This is a genomic window from Planomonospora alba, assembly GCF_039534085.1.
Classification (GTDB): domain Bacteria; phylum Actinomycetota; class Actinomycetes; order Streptosporangiales; family Streptosporangiaceae; genus Planomonospora_B; species Planomonospora_B alba.
In genome coordinates, this window is sequence record NZ_BAAAUT010000015.1 from 15578 (window position 1) to 34605 (window position 19028).

General features: G+C 73.8%; 17 protein-coding genes. 10 read left to right on the forward strand and 7 right to left on the reverse strand.

Annotated features, from left to right (window positions below):
* Positions 1 to 17 precede the first annotated feature (17 nt).
* Genes ABD823_RS11185 through ABD823_RS11200 form a run of 4 tightly spaced genes read left to right on the forward strand, consistent with a single transcriptional unit; the run spans position 18 to position 4295 of the window.
* A complete protein-coding gene (locus ABD823_RS11185) occupies positions 18 to 1001 on the forward strand; it encodes a carbohydrate ABC transporter permease (protein WP_344858527.1) in 984 nt (327 codons plus the stop codon).
* Positions 998 to 1867: a carbohydrate ABC transporter permease gene (locus ABD823_RS11190; protein ID WP_344858528.1), complete on the forward strand. Its 870-nt coding sequence runs from the start codon at positions 998 to 1000 to the stop codon at positions 1865 to 1867. The genes ABD823_RS11185 and ABD823_RS11190 overlap by 4 nt, the downstream gene beginning before the upstream one ends.
* Positions 1864 to 3294: a GH1 family beta-glucosidase gene (locus ABD823_RS11195; protein WP_344858530.1), complete on the forward strand. Its 1431-nt coding sequence runs from the start codon at positions 1864 to 1866 to the stop codon at positions 3292 to 3294. The genes ABD823_RS11190 and ABD823_RS11195 overlap by 4 nt, the downstream gene beginning before the upstream one ends.
* Before the next feature lie 5 nt (positions 3295 to 3299).
* The gene (locus ABD823_RS11200; protein ID WP_344858532.1) at positions 3300 to 4295 is read left to right on the forward strand and encodes a LacI family DNA-binding transcriptional regulator; all 996 of its coding nucleotides are present in this window, start codon (positions 3300 to 3302) and stop codon (positions 4293 to 4295) included.
* Positions 4296 to 4360: 65 nt separating this feature from the next.
* On the opposite strand, the gene ABD823_RS11205 is transcribed toward ABD823_RS11200, so the two are convergent.
* Together ABD823_RS11205 and ABD823_RS11210 are read right to left on the reverse strand one after the other, a co-directional pair.
* On the reverse strand, positions 4361 to 4615 hold the full coding sequence (locus ABD823_RS11205; protein WP_344858534.1) for a hypothetical protein: 255 nt from the start codon (positions 4613 to 4615) through the stop codon (positions 4361 to 4363).
* A 233-nt stretch (positions 4616 to 4848) separates the two neighbouring features.
* Complete coding sequence (locus ABD823_RS11210; protein ID WP_344858535.1) at positions 4849 to 6261, reverse strand: aldehyde dehydrogenase family protein; 1413 nt, start codon at positions 6259 to 6261, stop codon at positions 4849 to 4851.
* 299 nt (positions 6262 to 6560) lie between these two features.
* Here ABD823_RS11210 and chvE point away from each other — a divergent pair, with 299 nt between their 5' ends.
* The 3 genes from chvE to mmsB all read left to right on the forward strand — a co-directional run bounded on the left by chvE (position 6561) and on the right by mmsB (position 10561).
* Positions 6561 to 7688, forward strand: coding sequence for a multiple monosaccharide ABC transporter substrate-binding protein (gene chvE / locus ABD823_RS11215; RefSeq protein WP_344858537.1), 1128 nt, complete (start codon positions 6561 to 6563; stop codon positions 7686 to 7688).
* A 63-nt stretch (positions 7689 to 7751) separates the two neighbouring features.
* The gene (gene mmsA / locus ABD823_RS11220; protein ID WP_344858539.1) at positions 7752 to 9284 is read left to right on the forward strand and encodes a multiple monosaccharide ABC transporter ATP-binding protein; all 1533 of its coding nucleotides are present in this window, start codon (positions 7752 to 7754) and stop codon (positions 9282 to 9284) included.
* Positions 9281 to 10561 carry a multiple monosaccharide ABC transporter permease gene (gene mmsB, locus ABD823_RS11225; RefSeq protein WP_344858541.1) on the forward strand — a complete coding sequence of 427 codons (1281 nt, stop codon included), beginning with the start codon at positions 9281 to 9283 and terminating at the stop codon, positions 10559 to 10561. The genes mmsA and mmsB overlap by 4 nt, the downstream gene beginning before the upstream one ends.
* Before the next feature lie 48 nt (positions 10562 to 10609).
* Here mmsB and ABD823_RS11230 read toward each other — a convergent pair whose 3' ends face one another.
* From ABD823_RS11230 to ABD823_RS11245, 4 genes are all read right to left on the reverse strand, one after another.
* The gene (locus tag ABD823_RS11230) at positions 10610 to 12070 is read right to left on the reverse strand and encodes a flavin-containing monooxygenase (protein WP_344858543.1); all 1461 of its coding nucleotides are present in this window, start codon (positions 12068 to 12070) and stop codon (positions 10610 to 10612) included.
* Between the two features lie 87 nt (positions 12071 to 12157).
* A complete protein-coding gene (locus tag ABD823_RS11235; protein ID WP_344858544.1) occupies positions 12158 to 13606 on the reverse strand; it encodes a nitrilase-related carbon-nitrogen hydrolase in 1449 nt (482 codons plus the stop codon).
* Positions 13607 to 13688: 82 nt separating this feature from the next.
* On the reverse strand, positions 13689 to 14354 hold the full coding sequence (locus ABD823_RS11240) for a response regulator (RefSeq protein ID WP_344858546.1): 666 nt from the start codon (positions 14352 to 14354) through the stop codon (positions 13689 to 13691).
* The gene (locus ABD823_RS11245) at positions 14329 to 15507 is read right to left on the reverse strand and encodes a sensor histidine kinase (RefSeq protein ID WP_344858548.1); all 1179 of its coding nucleotides are present in this window, start codon (positions 15505 to 15507) and stop codon (positions 14329 to 14331) included. The genes ABD823_RS11240 and ABD823_RS11245 overlap by 26 nt, the downstream gene beginning before the upstream one ends.
* A gap of 317 nt (positions 15508 to 15824) precedes the next feature.
* Here ABD823_RS11245 and ABD823_RS11250 point away from each other — a divergent pair, with 317 nt between their 5' ends.
* On the forward strand, positions 15825 to 16208 hold the full coding sequence (locus ABD823_RS11250) for a DUF488 domain-containing protein (RefSeq protein WP_344858550.1): 384 nt from the start codon (positions 15825 to 15827) through the stop codon (positions 16206 to 16208).
* Positions 16209 to 16365: 157 nt separating this feature from the next.
* Here the strand turns inward: ABD823_RS11250 and ABD823_RS11255 are convergent, their stop codons facing one another.
* Positions 16366 to 17100 carry a hypothetical protein gene (locus ABD823_RS11255; RefSeq protein ID WP_344858552.1) on the reverse strand — a complete coding sequence of 245 codons (735 nt, stop codon included), beginning with the start codon at positions 17098 to 17100 and terminating at the stop codon, positions 16366 to 16368.
* 130 nt (positions 17101 to 17230) lie between these two features.
* Between ABD823_RS11255 and ABD823_RS11260 the strand changes: the two genes are divergently transcribed.
* Complete coding sequence (locus ABD823_RS11260; RefSeq protein WP_344858553.1) at positions 17231 to 17752, forward strand: 2'-5' RNA ligase family protein; 522 nt, start codon at positions 17231 to 17233, stop codon at positions 17750 to 17752.
* 402 nt (positions 17753 to 18154) lie between these two features.
* Positions 18155 to 18991 carry a nitroreductase/quinone reductase family protein gene (locus tag ABD823_RS11265; RefSeq protein WP_344858555.1) on the forward strand — a complete coding sequence of 279 codons (837 nt, stop codon included), beginning with the start codon at positions 18155 to 18157 and terminating at the stop codon, positions 18989 to 18991.
* Positions 18992 to 19028 lie beyond the last annotated feature (37 nt).

Genomic DNA, 19028 nt, shown 5'->3' on the forward strand with positions numbered 1-19028 from the left:
CGCCGAAAGGAGCCGCCATGGCCACGCGCGCACCGGACCGCCCGGCGGCGGCCCCACCGGGCAGGCCGGTGCGGGCCGGCCACGGCCCCCGCCGGGCCCTGTACCGCCAGTGGGTCCACCGCCTCGACACCAAGGGCTCGCCCTACGCCTACGTGGCGCCGTTCTTCCTGCTGTTCTCCGCGTTCGGGCTCTTCCCGCTGGTGTACACCGCCTGGGTGAGCCTGCACGAGTGGACGCTGCTGGAGGACGAGCACACCTTCGTCGGCCTGGAGAACTTCAGCACGCTGCTGGCCGACGACTACTTCTGGAACGCCACCTTCAACACCCTGTCCATCGGGGTGCTGTCCACCGTGCCGCAGCTGGTGCTGGCCATCTGGCTGGCCCACCTGCTCAACCGGCCGCTGCGGGCGCAGACGCTCTTCCGCGTCACGCTGCTGCTGCCCAACGTGACCAGCGTGGTGGCGGTGGTGGTCATCTTCAGCCAGCTGTTCGGCCGCGACTTCGGCCTGATCAACTGGGTGCTCTCCCTGGTCGGGGTGGACCCGATCGCCTGGAACGAGGGCACGGCCAGCTCGCACGCCGCCATCTCCGTCATGATCATGTGGCGGTGGACGGGCTACAACGCGCTGATCTTCCTGGCCGCGATGCAGGCCGTACCGCGCGAGCTGTACGAGGCGGCCACCCTCGACGGGGCGGGCGAGCTCACCCAGCTCCGCAGGATCACCATCCCGATGATCAAACCCACGATCGTCTTCGTGGTGATCACCTCGACGATCGGCGCCATGCAGGTCCTCGCCGAGCCGCTGCTGTTCGGCACCTACAGCGTCTCGGGCGGGCCCGACCGGCAGTACCAGACGCTCGCGCTGTTCATCTACGAGAACTTCACCAAGCTCGACTTCGGCTACGCCTCGGCCATCTCCTGGATGATGTTCCTCTTCATCGCGCTGGCCGCCGGCGTCAACTACCTGCTCACCCGCCGCACGAAGGGAGGACTGACGTGACCACCGTCCCCCAGGCGCCCCCCGCGGCGCCCCGGCGGGCCCGGTACCGCGTCGGCGGCGCCGGCCGGCTCACCTACCTGACCCTGCTGGCGGTGGCGTTCTTCTCGGCGCTCCCGCTCTACTACAGCGTCGTGGTGGCCTCCCGCGACAACGCGGCCCTGGCCGAGGTGCCGCCCCCGCTGCTGCCCGGCGGGAACTTCTTCGCCAACGTGGCCCGGGTCTTCGACACCGTGCCCTTCGCCCTGGCGATGCTCAACTCCGTCCTGGTGTCCGGGACGATCGCCCTGTCGGTGATGTTCCTGTCCACCCTGGCCGGGTTCGCCTTCGCCAAGCTGCGCTTCCGCGGCCGCAACGCGCTGCTGCTGCTCACCGTGGCGACCATGATGGTCCCCTCGCAGCTGGGCATCATCCCGCTCTACATGCTCATGGTGAAGCTGGAGTGGACCGGGAGCATGTACGCGCTGGTCGTGCCCGCCCTGGTCAACGCCTTCGGCGTCTTCTTCATGACGCAGTTCCTGTCGCGGGCCCTGCCGACCGAGCTGCTGGAGGCCGGCCGGGTCGACGGCTGCAGCACCTGGGGCCTGTTCTGGCACGTGGTGCTCCCCGTCGCCCGCCCGGCGGCGGCCGTGCTCGGCATGCTCACCTTCATGTCGGCCTGGAACGACTACTTCTGGCCGCTGGTCGTCCTCACCCCGGAGAACCCGACGGTGCAGGTCGCCCTGTCCACCCTGGCCGCCGGCTACGTCAACGACTACGTGCTCGGCCTGTCCGGCACCGCGCTCGGCACGCTGCCGCTGGTCATCGTGTTCGGCCTGCTCGGCAAGCAGATCATCGGAGGAATCATGCAAGGAGCCGTCAAGGGATGACCGTCGTCAACGCTCGGGGGACCGCGCCTTCGTACCTGACCGAGGGGCGGGCGGACTTCCCCGCAGGTTTCGTCTGGGGCGCCGCGACGGCGTCCTACCAGATCGAGGGCGCCGCCGCGGCCGACGGCCGCGGGCCCTCCATCTGGGACACCTTCTCCCACACGCCCGGCAAGGTGGCCGGCGGCGACACCGGCGACGTCGCCTGCGACCACTACCACCGCTACGCGGGCGACGTGCGGCTCATGGGCGAGCTGGGGCTGCACGCCTACCGCTTCTCCGTGGCCTGGCCGCGGATCCAGGCCACGGGCTCCGGCCCGGCCAACCCGGCGGGGCTCGCCTTCTACGACCGGCTCACCGACGAGCTGCTCGCCGCCGGGATCACGCCGTACGCCACGCTCTACCACTGGGACCTGCCGCAGGCCCTGCAGGACGCCGGCGGCTGGGCCGAGCGCGACACCGCCTTCCGGTTCGCCGAGTACGCCGAGCTCGTGCACGCCCGCCTGGGCGACCGGGTCCGGAACTGGATCACGCTCAACGAGCCGTGGGTGGCGGCCTTCCTGGGCTACGCCTCCGGCGTGCACGCGCCCGGCGTGCAGGACCCGGCCGCCTCCTTCCGCGCCGCCCACCACCTGCTGCTCGGTCACGGCCTGGCCACCCGGGCGCTGCGCGCGGCGGGGGCCCAGGAGATCACCCTGGTGATCAACTCCTCCCCGGTCGTCACCCCCGCGCAGGTCCACGACCCGTCCGCCCCCGTCGCGGAGGCGGACGCCGAGGCGGTGCGCCGGGTGGACGCGCTGCTCACCCGGCAGTTCCTCGACCCGGCGCTGCGCGGGCACTACCCCGCCGAGGTGCTCGAGATCGTCCGGCGGCACGGCGGCACGGCGCACATCCGCGACGGCGACCTGGAGACCATCCACCAGCCGATCGACCTGGTCGGGATCAACTACTACAACCCGTGCGTGGTCGAGGCCGGCCCCGGCGAACCCGCCGACCCCGCCTGGCCCGGCACCGAGGACGTGCGCTTCAGCCCGGCCGAGGCGCCGGTCACCGCGATGGGCTGGCCGATCGTGCCGACCGGCCTGTCCCGCCTGCTGCTGCGGCTGGCGGCCGACTATCCCGAGGTCGGCCTGCTCGTCACCGAGAACGGCGCGGCCTTCGACGACGTCGTGAGCGATGACGGCCGGGTCCGCGACACCGACCGGATCGCCTATCTGGACGGGCACCTGCGCGCCGTGCACGCCGCGCTGGAGGGCGGCGCCGATCTGCGCGGCTATATCGTATGGTCGCTGCTGGACAACTTCGAGTGGGCCGAGGGCTACCGGCGGAGGTTCGGGATCGTGCACGTCGACTTCTCCACCCAGCGGCGCACCCCCAAGGACAGCGCGTTGTGGTACCGCGACGTCATCCAGCGGAACGGAGTCCGTTGACCGGAATGAAACGACCCACTCTGGAGGCGGTCGCCGCCCGGGCAGGAGTGTCCAAGTCGAGCGTCTCCCGGGTCGTCAACGGCCAGGCCACCGTCACGCCGGAGATCCGCGAGCTGGTCATGCGGGCCGTCAAGGAGCTGGGCTACGTGCCCAACCCCGCGGCCCGCAGCCTGGTGACCCAGCGCACGGATGCGATCGCCGTGATCGTCTCCGACCCGCCGGCCGGGCTCGTCTCCGACGACCCCATGTTCTCCATGGTGGTGCGCGCCGCCAGCCGCGAACTGGAGGCGGCGGGCAAGCAGGTCGTGCTGATGCTCGCGGGCTCGCCGGAGAGCCACCGGCGGGTGGAGCGGTTCGTCTCGGCCGGGCACGTGGACGGCGTCATGCTCGTGTCGATGCACGGCGCCGACCCGCTGCCCGCCGTGCTGGCCCGGCTGGACCTGCCGATGGTCTCCCACGGCAGGCTCGGGGTGCCGGTGGACGTGCCGTACGCCGACAACGACAACCTCGGCGGCGCCGCGCAGGCCGTGCGGCACCTGCTGGAGCAGGGGCGGCGGCGGATCGCCACGATCGCCGGGCCGCTGGACATGACCGCCTCGCAGGACAGGCTCACCGCCTACCGGGAGACGCTGCGCGACACCGGCCGCCGGTCGATCGTCGCCATCGGCGACTTCACCCGGATCTCCGGGGTGGAGGCCATGCGCCAGCTGCTCCAGGACGATCCGGCGCTGGACGCGGTGTTCGCCGCCAACGACCTCATGGCCATCGGTGCGCTGCGGACGCTGCGCGAGGCGGGCCGCCGGGTCCCCGACGACGTGGCGGTCGTCGGCTACGACGACATCGAGGCGTCCCTCTACAGCGACCCGCCGCTCACCACGGTCCGCAGCCCCATGGGCGACCAGGCGGCGGCCACGGCGCGGCTCCTGCTCGGCCTGCTGGAGGGCGGCCCGGCCGAACCGGTGATCCTCCCCGCCGAGCTGGTCGTGCGCGAGTCGGCCTGAGCGGCCCGGAACGCGAGCGGGGCGCGGGTCCGCCTGGGCGGCCCCGGAGGGGGGAGGAGCGCGGCTCAGCCGTACCTGATCGCGTTGGCGACCATCGCGATCAGGATCAGCGCCCCCACGCCGACCACGGCCATGCCGCGCACCGCCGCCCAGGCGTCGCCCTTCGCCTTGGGGATCTTGTCCGCGGCCGTCTTCGCCTCCTTGACGGCGCTGCCCCACCCCGCCCAGGTGTCCTTCGTCCGCTGGAAGCGCCGGCCGACGAAGAAGGCGATGAACGCGACCACGATGAGGACGACGACCCTGCCGTCCGAGGTTTCCACAGGCCACCCCCGCTGGGAGAGACAGTCGAGTTCACCTAAAGTACGGCAACGGTCACTGTCCGGCCAGGGAGACGGCGCAACCGCCCTCCGCAGCGCCCGCCGGGACGGTTCGGGGGCCCGTCCCCGCGGGCGCTCCGGCCGGGCCGCCCGCGGACGGCCCGGCGCGCGGCGCAGAGCGCGGTCCGGCGGGGCGTCCCGGCATGCGGTCCGGCGGGGCCGCTCGGCGGGGCCGCTCAGGGGGCGGCGATGTGCACGACCTTGGTGTGGGTCATCTCGTCGAGCAGCTCGGGGCCGTAGCCGAAGCCCTCCCCGCTCGCGCCCAGAGGCTGCGCCGCGCCGCCCGGGGCCCCGCCGAAGACGGCGTTGACCTTCACCGTGCCGGCGCGCAGCTCGCGCCAGGCCCGCTGGACGTGGGCGAGCGAGGGCGTGAGCACGGTGGCGGCCAGGCCGTACTCCCCGGTGTTGGCGCAGCTCAGCGCCTCGTCGAAGCTCTCGACCACGCGGACGGCCGCGACCGGTCCGAACGTCTCCTCCGTCATCACCACCATCTCGTCGGTGCAGCCGGCCAGCACGGTCGCCGGGTAGAAGGCGCCGGGGCCGTCGGGGATCCGGCCGCCGGTCAGCAGGCGCGCCCCGGCGGCCACCGCCGCCCGCACATGCTCGTGCACGGCCTCGCGGTGGCGGCGGTCCACCAGCGGGCCGAGCGTGGTCGCCTCGTCGAGGCCCGGGCCCATGCGCAGCGCCTCGGCCGCGGCGACGAGGCAGGTGGTGAACGGCTCGGCGACCGAGCGGTGCACGTAGATCCGCTCCACCGAGGTGCAGATCTGCCCGGCGTTGGCGAAGCAGCCGAGCGCGGCCTGCGCGGCCGCCCATTTGGGGTCGACGCCCTCGTCCACGATCAGCGGGTCCTTGCCGCCGTTCTCCCGGAGCACCCGGCAGCGGGCCACGGCGGCGATCTCGCGCCCGGCCCGGGTGGAGCCCACGTGGGCGACCAGGTCCACCTCCGGGTGGACGGCCAGCGGCGCGCCCACGCCGGCGTCCCCGGCGACCATGGCGAGCACGCCCGGCGGCAGGTCCTCGGCGAGCAGCTCGACCAGGCGGGCCCCGGTGTGCGGGGTGCGCTCCGACGGCTTGTGCACCACCGTGTTCCCGGTCACCAGCGCGGCGCCGGCCAGGCCGCAGGTGATCGCCACCGGGTCGTTCCACGGCGTGATCACGGCGACGACCCCGCGCGGCTCCCGGACCATCAGGTCGGTGGCGCCCCAGCCGCCCTGCAGGCTGCGCCCGCCGTGCAGCGGGCCCAGCTCGGCGTACTGCTCCAGGGTTCCGGCGCCGGCCTCGACGCCGCCGCGCGCGTCCGCCAGCGGCTTGCCCATCTCCCTGGTCACCAGCCGGGCCAGCTCGTCGGCGTGCTCCCTGATCCGGGCGGCGGCGCCGCGCAGCTGCGCGCCGCGCTCGGCCGGGGCGATGCGCGCCCAGCCCCCGGCGGCGGCGCGCGCCGACCGCACCGCGGCCTCGACGTCCTCGGCGCAGCCGCGCGGGCACTCGCCCACGCGCTCGCCGGTCGCGGGATCGTCCACGGCGATCGCGGCGGTGCTCGCGCTCGCCCGCCACCCGCCGTCCGTGAAAAGCCAGTGCGTTCTCATGGCCGCTCCCTACCCGGCCGCCGGACGGCAATCCCCCGCGGCCTCCCCCGGTCCGGCCCGTTCGCGCACCGTACGGCCCGGGCGCGCCGGACGAAGTCACGGTGCTGTCACAGGTCTTGACTCCCGGGCCACCCGGGCATTTGATAGCTGCTCACAACCCCCGATCCATCACCGCGATGGTCCTCACAATGAAATGTGAGCGCTAACACCGCCGAGCAGACCGGCGGGCCGGGCGATCCGGCGCAGGCCGGTCGCGGCGTCCGCGCACCGGCGTCCGCGTCACCCCCTAAGGAGAGAAGATGAGGCTCGCGAAGCTGGTCACCGTACCGGTGGGCCTGGTCCTGGCGCTGGCGGTGACCGCCTGCGGCTCGACCACCAAGACCGTGGACAAGCAGGCCGCCCAGAGCCCGGGGGCGGCGGGTGTCCTGGTCGGCGTCACCATGCCCACCAAGTCGTCCGAGCGCTGGATCCACGACGGGAACAACGTCAAGAGCTCCCTGGAGAAGCTCGGCTACCAGGTGGACCTGCAGTACGCCGAGAACGACATCCCCACCCAGGTCAACCAGATCGAGAACCAGATCACCAAGGGCGCCAAGCTGCTCATCGTCGCCTCGATCGACGGCACCGCGATCACCACGCAGCTGCAGCAGGCGGCCGACGCGAAGATCCCGGTGATCGCCTACGACCGGCTCATCCGCAACACCCCGAACGTCGACTACTACGCCACCTTCGACAACTACAAGGTGGGCGTGCAGCAGGCGACCTCGCTCCTGGTCGGCCTGGGCCTGAAGAAGGCGGACGGATCCGACGGCGACGCCAAGGGCCCGTTCAACATCGAGGTCTTCGCCGGCTCGCCGGACGACAACAACGCCACGTTCTTCTACAACGGCGCGATGGACACCCTGAAGCCGTACATCGACGACGGCACCCTGGTCGTCAAGAGCGGCGAGACCGACTTCAAGACCGTCGCCATCCTGCGCTGGGACCCGGCCACCGCGCAGAAGCGCATGGAGGACCTGATCACCAAGGCGTACTCCGACGCGGAGGTCGACGGCGTGCTCTCGCCGTACGACGGGCTGTCCATCGGCATCCTGTCGGCGCTGAAGAGCAGCGGGTACGGCACCGCCGACCAGCCCTACCCGGTGGTCACCGGCCAGGACGCCGAGGTCGCCTCGGTCAAGTCGATCATCGCGGACGAGCAGTACGCCACGGTCTACAAGGACACCCGCAAGCTCGCCGAGGTCACCGTGAAGATGGCCGACGCCGTGCTCAAGGGCGGCAAGCCCGAGGTGAACAACACCACCGACTACGACAACGGCGTCAAGGTCGTCCCGTCCTACCTGCTGGAGCCCGTCGTGGTCTACAAGGACAACTACAAGCAGGTCCTCGTCGACTCCGGCTACTACACCGAAGACCAGCTCAAGTAGCGACACGGCGCCCGCCCGCCCCGGCCACCCGGGCGGGCGGGCCCCGGGGCGGAGGGGGGCGGCATGGCCGACCACATACTTCAGATGCGCAACATCACCAAGACCTTCCCGGGCGTGCACGCGCTGCGGGACGTCAACCTGGCGGTGCGCAGGGGCGAGATCCACGCGATCTGCGGCGAGAACGGCGCGGGCAAGTCGACGCTGATGAAGGTCCTGTCCGGCGTCTACCCGCACGGGTCCTACGAGGGAGAGATCGTCTTCGACGGCGAGCCCTGCCGGTTCTCCGGCATCCGCGACAGCGAGCGGCGCGGCATCGTCATCATCCACCAGGAGCTCGCGCTCAGCCCGTACCTGTCGATCGCGGAGAACATCTTCCTCGGCAACGAGCGGACCCGCCGCGGCCTGATCGACTGGAACCGGACGAACGCCGAGGCGGCCGAGCTGCTGGAGCGGGTGGGGCTCCGGGAGAACCCGGTGACCCGGGCCGTGGACCTCGGGGTCGGCAAGCAGCAGCTCGTGGAGATCGCCAAGGCGCTGTCCAAACGGGTCCGGCTGCTCATCCTCGACGAACCGACCGCGGCGCTCAACGACGAGGACTCCGCGCACCTGCTCGACCTGCTGCGCGGACTGCGCGACGAGGGCATCACCTCGGTGATCATCTCGCACAAGCTGAACGAGATCAGGGCCGTGGCCGACTCCACGACGATCCTGCGCGACGGGCGGACCATCGAGACGCTGGACATGCGCGGCGCCGAGGTCACCGAGGACCGGATCATCTCCGGCATGGTCGGCCGCGACCTGGAGCACCGGTTCCCGCCGCACGAGCCGCGCATCGGCGCCGAGGTGCTGCGGATCGAGGACTGGACCGTGCACAGCCCCACCCAGCCCGGCCGCGTGGTCGTCTCCGGGGCGAACCTCGTGCTGCGGCGCGGGGAGATCGTCGGCCTGGCCGGGCTCATGGGCGCCGGCCGTACCGAGCTGGCGATGAGCGTGTTCGGCCGCAGCTACGGGACCGGCATCTCCGGCCGCCTCTACAAGGACGGCCGGGAGGTCCGGCTCCGCTCCCCCGGCGAGGCCATCGCGCACGGGATCGCCTACGCCACCGAGGACCGCAAGCGGTACGGCCTCAACCTGATCGAGGACATCAGGCGCAACGTCTCGGCCGCCGCGCTCGGCAGGCTGGCCCGGCGCGGCTGGATCGACGGCAACGAGGAGTACGGCGTCGCCGACGGCTTCCGGCGCGAGCTGAACATCAAGGCCCCCAGCGTGCTGTCGGTCACCGGGAAGCTCAGCGGCGGCAACCAGCAGAAGGTCGTGCTGGCCAAGTGGATCTTCACGGACCCCGACGTGCTGATCCTCGACGAACCCACCCGCGGCATCGACGTGGGCGCCAAGTACGAGATCTACTCCATCATCGGCCGGCTCGCCGACCAGGGCCGGGCCGTGCTCGTGATCTCCTCGGAGCTCCCCGAGCTGCTGGGCCTGTGCGACCGCGTCTACGCCATGTCGGCCGGGCGGATCACCGGCGAGGTGACGCGGGCCGAGGCCACCCCCGAGCGCCTCATGCAGCTCATGACCAAGGAGAAGGAGCGATGACACAGACGAGCAGGGACGCGCTCCCGGCGGACGGCACCCCGCCCGCGGCCGGCGCCGCGGCCTCCGGGAAGGCCCGGGACGGCGGGCCCGCGCCGGCGGGCGGGCGGTTCTCCGTCAACCTCCGGCAGAGCGGCATCTACATCGCATTCGCGCTGATCGTCGTCCTGTTCTCCGTACTGACCGACGGCGAGCTGCTCAACCCGCAGAACATCTCGAACATCATGGTGCAGAACTCCTACGTTCTGATCCTCGCGATCGGCATGATCCTGATCATCATCGCCGGGCACATCGACCTGTCGGTGGGATCGGTGGTGGCGGTCTGCGGCGCGATCGCGGCGGTGCTGATGGTCGACATGGGCGTGTCGTGGCCGGTGGCGCTGCTCGTCACGCTCGCCGCGGGGGCGCTGATCGGCGCCTGGCAGGGGTACTGGGTCGCCTACTTCGGCATCCCGGCGTTCATCGTCACCCTGGCCGGGATGCTGATCTTCCGGGCCCTGACGCTGACCGTGCTCGGCAACCAGGGCATCGGCCCCTTCCCCGACGAGGTGCGCACGCTGGCCAACGGCTTCATCCCGGGCTTCCTCGGCAACATCGGGCTCGGCCCGCTCGACGGCGCTGACCTGTTCACCCTGCTGGCGGGGGTGGCCGTGGTGGCCGGGATCGTCGTCACCCAGTGGCGGGCCCGGCAGGGGCGCATCGGCTACCGGCAGCAGGTCGACCCGCTGCCGGTGTTCGCGCTGAAGATGGCCGCCGCCGCGGCGGTGGTGATGACGGTCATCGTGCAGCTGGCGCGGTTCAAGAACCTGCCGTGGGTGCTGGTGCTGCTCGCCGCGCTCGTGCTGGGCTACACGCTGCTCACGAACCGGGTCGTCTTCGGCCGCCACATCTACGCGATCGGCGGGAACGTGCACGCCGCGAGCCTGTCCGGCATCAAGGTCAAGTCCGTCACGTTCTGGATCTTCGTCAACATGGGGGTGCTCTCCGCGCTGGCCGGGATCATCTTCGCCGGGCGGCTGAACCAGGCCGGTCCCACCGCGGGCAACGGCTTCGAGCTGGACGCCATCGCGGCGGCCTTCATCGGCGGCGCCGCCGTGCAGGGCGGGGTCGGCACGGTCGTCGGCGCCATCACCGGCGGCCTCATCATGGCGGTGATCAACAACGGCATGTCGCTGATCGGCGCGCCGAGCGAGCGGGTGATGCTCTTCAAGGGCGTGGTGCTGCTGATCGCCGTGGCCTTCGACGTCTGGGCCAAGCGCCGCTCGGGCGCGGGGCGCTGAGCCGGGCCGGTCCGGTCCGGGCCCCGCCCCTCCGGCCCGGTCCGGCCCTCAGGCGGCCTTCACGTGGTAGTGCTCCGGCCGGGGGCGCCGGGTCAGCCTGCCGTACCGCAGGGTGCTGAACGGCCAGTTGTTGGTGACCCGGCCGGAGGCGGTCTTGTACCAGCTGGTGCAGCCGCCCTGCCAGGACGTACGGCTCAGCGCCTCCTGGACGAGCCGGTCGTAGGCCGCCATCGCCTCCTCCCGCACCTCCATCCAGGCCAGGCGGTGGCGCATCATGAGCCGCACGCAGCGCAGGATGTATCCGGCCTGGTGCTCCAGCATCAGCACGATCGAGCTGTGGCCGAGGTTGGTGTTGGGGCCGTACATCATGAACAGGTTCGGGAAGCCGGGGACCGTCATGCCGAGGAAGGCGGACGCCCCGTCGCTCCACGTCTCGGCGAGCTTGCGCCCGCCCCGGCCGGTCACCTCGACCGGCGCGAGGAACTCCGTGGCGCGGAAGCCGGTCGCGTAGATCAGCGTGTCCGCCTCGTGCAGGCGGCCGTCGGCGGTGCGGACCCCGGTGGGGGTGATCCGCTCGATCGGCTCGCTCACCAGCTCCACGTCGGGGCGGGTGAGCGCGGCGTAGTAGTCGCCGGCGATGACGACCCGCTTGCAGCCGATCGGGTAGTCCGGGGTGAGCCTGCGCCGTAGCTCCGGGTCGCGCACCTGCTCGCGCAGGAACGCCCCCGCCCACCGCCGCTCGGCGATCCGGCCGACCGCGGGGAGGACGATCGGCAGCATCATCACCTCCTGCCGCCAGAACAGCGACCACCGGTAGGCCCTGCGGAGCCCGGGCACGTACCGCAGCAGCCGGCGCGCCCAGGGCCGGTAGGGGAAGTCGTTCTTGGGCACGATCCACGACGGGGTGCGCTGGAAGGTGGTCAGCTTCCCGGCCACCGGGGCGATCCGCGGCACGAACTGGGCGGCGGTGGAGCCGTTGCCGATGACCGCGACGGAGCGGCCGGTCAGGTCGTGGTCGTGCCGCCAGCGCGCCGAGTGGAACGCCGTCCCGGCGAAGTCCTCGGCGCCGGGGATGTCCGGGAGCCGGGGGCGGCTGAGCTGGCCGGTCGCGAAGACCACGACGTCGGCCTCCTCCTCGGTGCCGTCGGCGAGGACCAGCCGCCACGTCCCCGTCCCGTCCTCGAAGCGGGCCTCGGTCACCTCGGTGTTCAGCCGCAGGTGGGGGCGGAGACCGTGGGAGTCGGCGCAGCGCCGCAGGTAGGCCAGGATCTCGCGCTGCTCCGGGTAGCGGCGGGTCCACCGCGTGGACGGCGCGAACGAGAACGAGTAGAGGTAGGACGGCACGTCGCAGCTGAGGCCGGGGTAGGTGTTGACCAGCCAGGTGCCGCCGACGTCGGCCGCCTTGTCGTAGACCGTGAACGACTCGACGCCGGCGCCCCTGAGCCGGATGGCCATGCCCAGGCCGCCGAAGCCTGCGCCGATGATCGCGATACGGGGACTGGTCGCCATCCGCTTCCCTCCACGGGGTCGGGGTCCGCCTGTGCACCGATCATCCCGGCCCTCCCCCGGCCCGTCGAGAGTAAATCCGAACGACGTTCAGTTCGCCGGGGGCGCGGGGCGCCGCAGGAGCGGCAGGCCGGCGACGACGGCCAGCGCCAGGCAGAGCAGGGCGAACCAGTCGCCCCAGCGCGTGTAGAGGGTGCCGGTCCCGCCCACCGGGACGTCTGCGACGACGGTGGCGATCCCACGGCCCGCCGCCCTCTTCTCGGCCAGCACGCGCCCGTACTGGTCGCTCACCGTCAGGTTGCCGTCCGCTGCGCTGCGCACGACCGAGAAGCCGTTCTCCACCCCGCGCAGCACCGCCGGGCGGGAGTGCTGCCAGGCGTCGCGGCCGAAGTCCAGCGCGGGCACGAACATGACCGTGGCGCCGCCCCGGCGGTACTCGCGCGCCAAGGCGGGGAAGTCCAGGTCGCGGCAGATCGCCACCCCCGCGCCGGCGACGAGCAGGTTCCGGTCCCCCGGCTCGTACGGCTCGATGCCGGGCACCATGTGCCGTTTGCGGTAGACCGCGGGCTCGCCTCCGGCGGCGGGGAAGAACACAGCCGTGTTCCGGCGGACGTCGGTGACGATCACCCCCGCCACGATGTCCAGGTGCCGGTCGCGGGCGAGCGCCGCCAGCGGACCGGTGATCCGCGGGAGGTCCGCCGTGCCGGTGATGAAACCGCCCTCCGGCAGCACCGCCGCGTCCGTGCCCGGAGGCAGCTCGCGCAGGCGGGCCAGCATGGCGGCGAGCTTCTCCCCGCCCCGCACCGTGTCCACGGGCGCCCAGTCGCCCTCCAGGCCGGCGGCCAGCAGCGCCACGGTGCGCCTCGGTCCCGCGGGTTCGGCCAGCCGTACGGCCCCGTACCCGGCCGCCGCGGCGAGCAGGAGCAGCGTCACGAGACCGGTGCCCAGCCGGGGGCGGAGCGGCGTCCCCGGGGCGCAGAGCGCGGCGGCGGCCGCCGGCACGCCCGTCAGCGCGAAGGTGACGCCCCACACGCCGGTGAGGGAGGCGAGCTGGACCACCGGGAGCACGTCGGCCTGGGTGTAGGCCAGGCTCCACAGCGCCCCGTCCGGCCCCAGGACCGACACCAGGTACTCGCCGCCCACCCAGATCGCGGGCACGGACAGCGCGGCCCGGCCCGGTCCGCCCCGCCGTACGAGAGCGCGGAAGACCAGCACGGCCGCGACCGCGAGCAGCGCCGGAGCGGTCACGACGGCCACCGCGGCGGGGACCGGCGTCTCCAGCTGCTCCCGGTGGAAGCCCCACATGTTCAGCCCGTCGGCGGTCCAGGCCGCGAACGCAGCGGCGGCCGCGGCGGGAGCGGGCACCCGCGGCGCGAGCAGCAGGAGCGGGAGCGGAGCCAGCCAGGTCAGCCAGGGGACCGGGGTGAGCCCGGTGCCGGAGAAGAGCAGGGCCGCGGAGACGGCCGCGGCGGGAACGGCACGGAGAAGGGAGCGGGGAACGGAGCGGGGAACGGCGGCGGGAGCGGGTGCCGGGCGCATCGGGGCCTCCTCGGAGAGGGCGGGCTTGCGATGCTGCCCGCCGGCGGGCCCGTGCGGATCGCCGCGGGGAGTGAACCCGCGCTCATTCCGGGGAGTGAGCGCCCGCCACCACCAGGCCCGACTCGTAGGCGAAGACCACCGCCTGCGCCCGGTCCCGCAGCCCGAGCTTGGCCAGCAGGTTGCTGACGTGGGTCTTGACCGTGTGCTCGCTCACGCACAGCGCCGAGGCGATCTCGGCGTTGGAACGGCCCCGCGCCACCTGCTCCAAGGTCTCCCGCTCCCGGGCGGTCAGCTCGCCGAGCCGGGCCGCGAGGCGGGGCACGGCGCCGCCCCTGCGCGCCAGGTCGGCGATCAGCCGCCGCGTGACGGTCGGGGCCAGCAGCGCCTCACCCGCGGCGACCACGCGGACGGCCTCGACCAGGACGTCCCGGTGCGCGTCCTTCAGCAGGAACCCGCTCGCCCCGGCCCGCAGTGCGGCGTAGACGTACTCGTCGAGGTCGAACATCGTGAGCACCAGGACCCTGGCCGCGGTGCGCGCGCAGATCCGGGCGGTCGCCTCCACCCCGTCGACGCCCGGCATCCGGATGTCCATCACCACCACGTCGGGACTGAGCTCGACCGCGAGCCGGACGGCCTCGGCCCCGTCGGCGGCCTCGCCGACGACGGAGATCCCGGGCTGGGAGTCCAGGATCAGGGAGAAACCGCCGCGGAACAGGTCCTGGTCATCGGCGACGAGCACGCGCGGCATCGGCGGTCCCCTCCTGTCCGAGCGGCAGCGCCGCGACGACGGCGAACCCGCGCCCGCCCGGCCCCGGACCCGTCCGCAGCGTGCCGCCGCAGGCCACGACCCGCTCCCGCATGCCGATCAGCCCGTGCCCCTCGGCGGCGCCGTCCGGGCCGGAGCCGTCGTCGGTCACCTCGATCCGCAGCCCGGCCGGTGACCGGTGCAGCAGGACCCGCGCGGTGGCGGCCCCCGCGTGCCTGAGGGTGTTCGTCAGCGCCTCCTGGACGAGCCGGTAGGCCGCGATGTCGACATCGGCGGGCAGCGGTCCCGCCTCGCCGCGGGACTCGACGACGACCTCCAGCCCGGCCTCCCCGAACCTGCCGGCCAGCCGGTCCACGGCGTCGAGTCCCGGCGGCGGCGCGAGCCCGGGGCCGCCGTCGTCCGACCGCAGCGCGCCGAGGACGCGGCGGAGCTGGCCGACCGCCTCGCGCCCGGTCCCTGCGATCGCCTCGAACGCCGCCTCCGCCCGCCCGGGGTCGGTGCGCGTCACGAGGAAACCGGCGTCCGCCTGGACGACCATGACGCCGACCGAGTGCGTCAGCACGTCGTGCATGTCGCGCGCGATACGGGTGCGCTCGCGTGCGGCGGCCGCCGCGCGCTCCTCCTCGAGCCGGCGGGCGCGCTCCTCCAGCGCGGCGATCTCGGCCCTGCGCGCCCGCGCGCCGGTGCCCAGCGCGTAGGCGGCGGCGAACGCCATGCCGACGTAACCGAAGGAGTCCGGCGGCTCGCCCGGCACCGCCAGGGAGGCGACCAGCAGTCCCCCGCCCGCCACCACGCCCACCAGCCGCTCCCGCCGCGGGCTCAGCGCCGCCACGGTGTACACCGACACCAGCGCGCCGTACGGCAGCGGCGGCACCGCGTGGACCAGCGCGAGCCCGGCCGTGGCGGTGCCCACCACCGCGCCGGTGCGGACGGGTGCCCTCCGCCGCCACAGCAGCGGCACCGACGCGCCGATCGCCAGCACCGCGGTCCACGCTCCCCCGCCGGCCCAGCGCAGTCCGGCCCAGAGCGTCGCGGCGGCCACCGCGGCCGTGATCACCGCGTCGGCGGCGGACGCCGGGACGCCGTGCGGCCCGGCGGCCCGTCTCCAGGGGAGGGTGGTGGGAGGGGTCGGCATCGCGCGGCTCCTGGGGAGGGGCTCCGGGGCCGGGGCGGCTCCGGCCGGATCCCGTCCCGTCCGGTTGATCGTATCCGGCCGGACGGGCGCCGGCCCGGCCGTCACCCCCGGTGTCCGTCAGGTTCCTCGTACCGCGCGGCGGGGAGGGCCCGGGGACCGGCCGTGCCCCGCCGGTCCCCCGGGGGGCGGCCGGCGGGCGTGCCGCGGCCGGGGCGGGGCATCCTCCCCGGGGACGGGCAGGACGGCCCGGACTCCCTCGGGACCGGCAGTGCCGCCCGGACTCCCTCGGGACCGGCAGGACGGGAAGGACGGACACGATGCCATCGCACGTACGGCTGCGCCGCGTCTACGACGCGCCCTCCCCCGAGGACGGCGCGCGGGTGCTGGTCGACCGGATCTGGCCGCGCGGCCTGTCCAAGCGGGAGGCCCGCCTGGACCTGTGGCTCAAGGAGGTCGCGCCCTCCACCGAGCTGCGCACCTGGTACGGCCACGCGCCCGAGAGGTTCGACGGGTTCCGCGACCGCTACCTCGGCGAGCTCGCCGGCGACGAGCGCCGTGCCGCCCTGGACAGGCTCCGCGAGCTGCGCCGCGACGGAACGGTGACGCTGCTGACCGCGACCAGGGACGCCGGCCGCAGCCACGCCGCCGTCCTCGCCGCACTGCTGGACGAGCCCGGCGACCGCTCCCCGGCCGGTCCCTGAGAGCACCGGCCGGCCCTCACGGCATCACGGACGTGTACGTCTCGGGCCTGCCGTCCGAGGGGCGCGGGAGGGCCGCCACCCGTGCCGCCCCTCCCGCGTCCGCCCCGCCGGTGCGCCGCCTCCCGTAGCGGGCCCGGCTCCTCTCCCCGCCCGGCGGTCAGCAGACGCCGGGCAGGGAGCAGACCTTGGCCGCCATCTTCCTGGCGTCCTTCAGCTGCCTGCTGAAATCCGTACGGCGCACCTGGCCGTACTCGCCGGCGCGCACGTAGATCGCCACGGCGCGGCCCTTGCGCACGACGACGGCCCGCTGGCCGCCGATGGCGGGACGCCCGCTGCCCCGGTCGTAGCTCTGGATGACCACCCGCGCGGCCTGGTCGCCCGCCTCGACGCGCTCCGTCCAGCCCTTGAAGACGACCTGGTCGGACGTGTCATCACGGCACCGGCCGACGCGCTTCAGGACGTCGGCCACGGCCGCGCGCGCGGCTCGCTCGGAGCGGTAGACCGTCACCTGCTCGGCCTTGTAGAACTCCGGCGCCGAGTAGGTCACCGTGCGGGTGCCCACCCGGCCCGCGTCCACCGGCCGGCCCGGACCGCAGGGGCGCAGGCCGAGGTCCCTGCGCCGGTCGCTGATCGTCCACTCCTCCTCCTCGGGGTATCTCACCGGCTTGCGCGCCTGAGCCTCGTAGAGCAGGAAGTTCCTCGGCAGCCTCCAGGCTCCCGCCCCCGCCCCCGTGGCGGACCCGGTGGAGGTCACGGTGAAGACCCCCGCCGGGGACGCCGGGGGGACGGCCGCCCCGGCGGCCGCCTCCGCGGCGGCGCCCGTGAGGGCGGTCACGGCGAGCGCGCCCGCCGCCACCGCCGCGCGTGCCGTCATCCGTCCCATACCGGTCATGGCGACTTCTCCCTGTCCGTGTTCCGGTCCCATGCACGGTGAGACAGGCGTTGCGCGGAGAAGGTTCCCGTTCGCGGCGGAAAAGACCGGCCACCGCCGGGACGGCACCGGGGCCGGATACCGTGATGGAGTGCACACCATCGAGCTGACCTGCGACGACGCGCTCGACTCCGCGGTGCGTTCGGTCTGGGACCGGCTGGCGGCCGACGGCCTGCCCAGCCAGGCGCGGCATCCGCACCCGACCAACCGCCCGCACCTGACGCTGGCGGTCTGCGACCGGCTGCCGCCCGACGCGCCGGCCGCGCTCGCCGGGGCGTTCAGCGGCCTTCCGGTGCCGGCCAGGCTGGGACCGCTGCTGCTGTTCTCCGGCCGGGCACGGGTGCTGGCCTGGGGCGTGGTGCCGGACGCCCGGCTGCTGGCCGTGCACGCGCAGGTGTGGCAGATGCTCGCCGGTTCCTGCGGCGGCAACCCGCTGCACGCGCCGGGACGGTGGCTGCCGCACGTGACGCTGGCGCGCAACCTGGACGCCGCGGCGCGGGCCCGGGCGGTCGCGCTGCTCGACGGGCTGGCCGAGGCCACCGGGGCGTTCACCGGTGCGCGCAGCTACGACGGCACGCACCGCACGATCCTCTCCCTGGCGGGACGGGGCTGACCGGGCCTCTCCCCGGCGGGACGGGGCCGAGCGGGGTCACCCGGGGCCGCCCCGCCGGCGGCCCGCCGCGCGCTCCCGGCGCCCGCAGCGGTCGCGGAAAACATGTTGTCCCGGCGCGCCCGCGGGGGTAGGGTCAAGATCGTGACTGCCGGGTCGGCCATGGGCCACGCACGAGTGAGGCGCCCGGCCACGGCGTGAGCGCCGGGCGGGCCAGGTCCCCGCCCCCTCCTTCTCCGCGTCCGCCGCCTTCCGCGCGGCGCGCCGTCCCCTCCCGATCCCCCGATCCCCGCACCGCGGCCGAGGCCGTCCCGCGGTGGGATCCGTCCCGCCCCCGCCGGGCGGTGATCCGCCATGCCCGCGCGCGGCCCGCGGGACCCCAGACCCAGGAGAAGAACGCAGAACATGCCCAACGACTTCAACCAGCAGATCATCGAGGAGTTCCGCGCCAACCGGGGCAAGGTCGGCGGCCCGTTCGAGGGAAGCCGGCTGATCCTGCTGACCACCACCGGAGCGCGCTCGGGCGCCCGGCACACGACCCCGGTCGGCTACCTCCCCGACGGCGACCGCATCCTGGTCATCGCCTCGGCCGGCGGCTCCCCGAAGCACCCGGACTGGTTCCGCAACCTGGCGGCCCACCCCCGCGTCACGGTCGAGACCGGCCTGTTCACCTACGAGGCGGACGCCGTCGTGCTGGAGGGCGCCGAACGCGACCGCGCCTTCGCCCGCGCGGCCGAGGCCGACCCGGGATGGGCCGAGTACCAGGCCAAGACGGACCGGGTCATCCCGGTGGTCGCGCTCGTGGAGGTCCCCGGTCCGCCGAGCATGGAGGCGGCGTCGTTCGGCGAGGCGCTCAGGCTGATCCACGACTCCTTCCGGCGCGAGCTCGCCCTGATCCGCAAGGAGATCGCCGGTTCGGGCCACACCCTGGGCGCCCAGCTCCGGGTGAACTGCCTGACCTTCTGCCGGGGGCTCCACCAGCACCACACCCACGAGGACACCGGCCTGTTCCCGGCCCTGGCCGGGCAGCGGCCCGACCTCGCCCCGGTCCTGGAGCGGCTGGACGAGGAGCACCGGAAGATCGCGGCACTCCTCGACGAGCTGCAGCGGGTCGTCTCCGCCGACGGCGCGGACCGGCTGCTGGTGCTCTCCGAGGTCGAGCGGCTCACCGAGGAGGTCGAACGCCACCTGGCCTACGAGGAGGAGCAGCTGATCCCGGTCCTCGACGCACCGGCTCCCTGAGCGGCCGCATGACCTGAGCCCCCGACGGCCCGGACCG

What these genes read in the sequence shown, in the direction of transcription:
- ABD823_RS11185 (WP_344858527.1), top strand. Translation starts at nt 18, where the DNA reads ATGGCCACGCGCGCACCGGACCGCCCGGCGGCGGCCCCACCGGGCAGG.
- ABD823_RS11195 (WP_344858530.1), top strand. Translation starts at nt 1,864, where the DNA reads ATGACCGTCGTCAACGCTCGGGGGACCGCGCCTTCGTACCTGACCGAG.
- ABD823_RS11200 (WP_344858532.1), top strand. Translation starts at nt 3,300, where the DNA reads ATGAAACGACCCACTCTGGAGGCGGTCGCCGCCCGGGCAGGAGTGTCC.
- ABD823_RS11210 (WP_344858535.1), bottom strand. Translation starts at nt 6,261, where the DNA reads ATGAGAACGCACTGGCTTTTCACGGACGGCGGGTGGCGGGCGAGCGCG.
- chvE (WP_344858537.1), top strand. Translation starts at nt 6,561, where the DNA reads ATGAGGCTCGCGAAGCTGGTCACCGTACCGGTGGGCCTGGTCCTGGCG.
- mmsA (WP_344858539.1), top strand. Translation starts at nt 7,752, where the DNA reads ATGGCCGACCACATACTTCAGATGCGCAACATCACCAAGACCTTCCCG.
- mmsB (WP_344858541.1), top strand. Translation starts at nt 9,281, where the DNA reads ATGACACAGACGAGCAGGGACGCGCTCCCGGCGGACGGCACCCCGCCC.
- ABD823_RS11230 (WP_344858543.1), bottom strand. Translation starts at nt 12,070, where the DNA reads ATGGCGACCAGTCCCCGTATCGCGATCATCGGCGCAGGCTTCGGCGGC.
- ABD823_RS11235 (WP_344858544.1), bottom strand. Translation starts at nt 13,606, where the DNA reads ATGCGCCCGGCACCCGCTCCCGCCGCCGTTCCCCGCTCCGTTCCCCGC.
- ABD823_RS11240 (WP_344858546.1), bottom strand. Translation starts at nt 14,354, where the DNA reads ATGCCGCGCGTGCTCGTCGCCGATGACCAGGACCTGTTCCGCGGCGGT.
- ABD823_RS11245 (WP_344858548.1), bottom strand. Translation starts at nt 15,507, where the DNA reads ATGCCGACCCCTCCCACCACCCTCCCCTGGAGACGGGCCGCCGGGCCG.
- ABD823_RS11250 (WP_344858550.1), top strand. Translation starts at nt 15,825, where the DNA reads ATGCCATCGCACGTACGGCTGCGCCGCGTCTACGACGCGCCCTCCCCC.
- ABD823_RS11255 (WP_344858552.1), bottom strand. Translation starts at nt 17,100, where the DNA reads ATGACCGGTATGGGACGGATGACGGCACGCGCGGCGGTGGCGGCGGGC.
- ABD823_RS11265 (WP_344858555.1), top strand. Translation starts at nt 18,155, where the DNA reads ATGCCCAACGACTTCAACCAGCAGATCATCGAGGAGTTCCGCGCCAAC.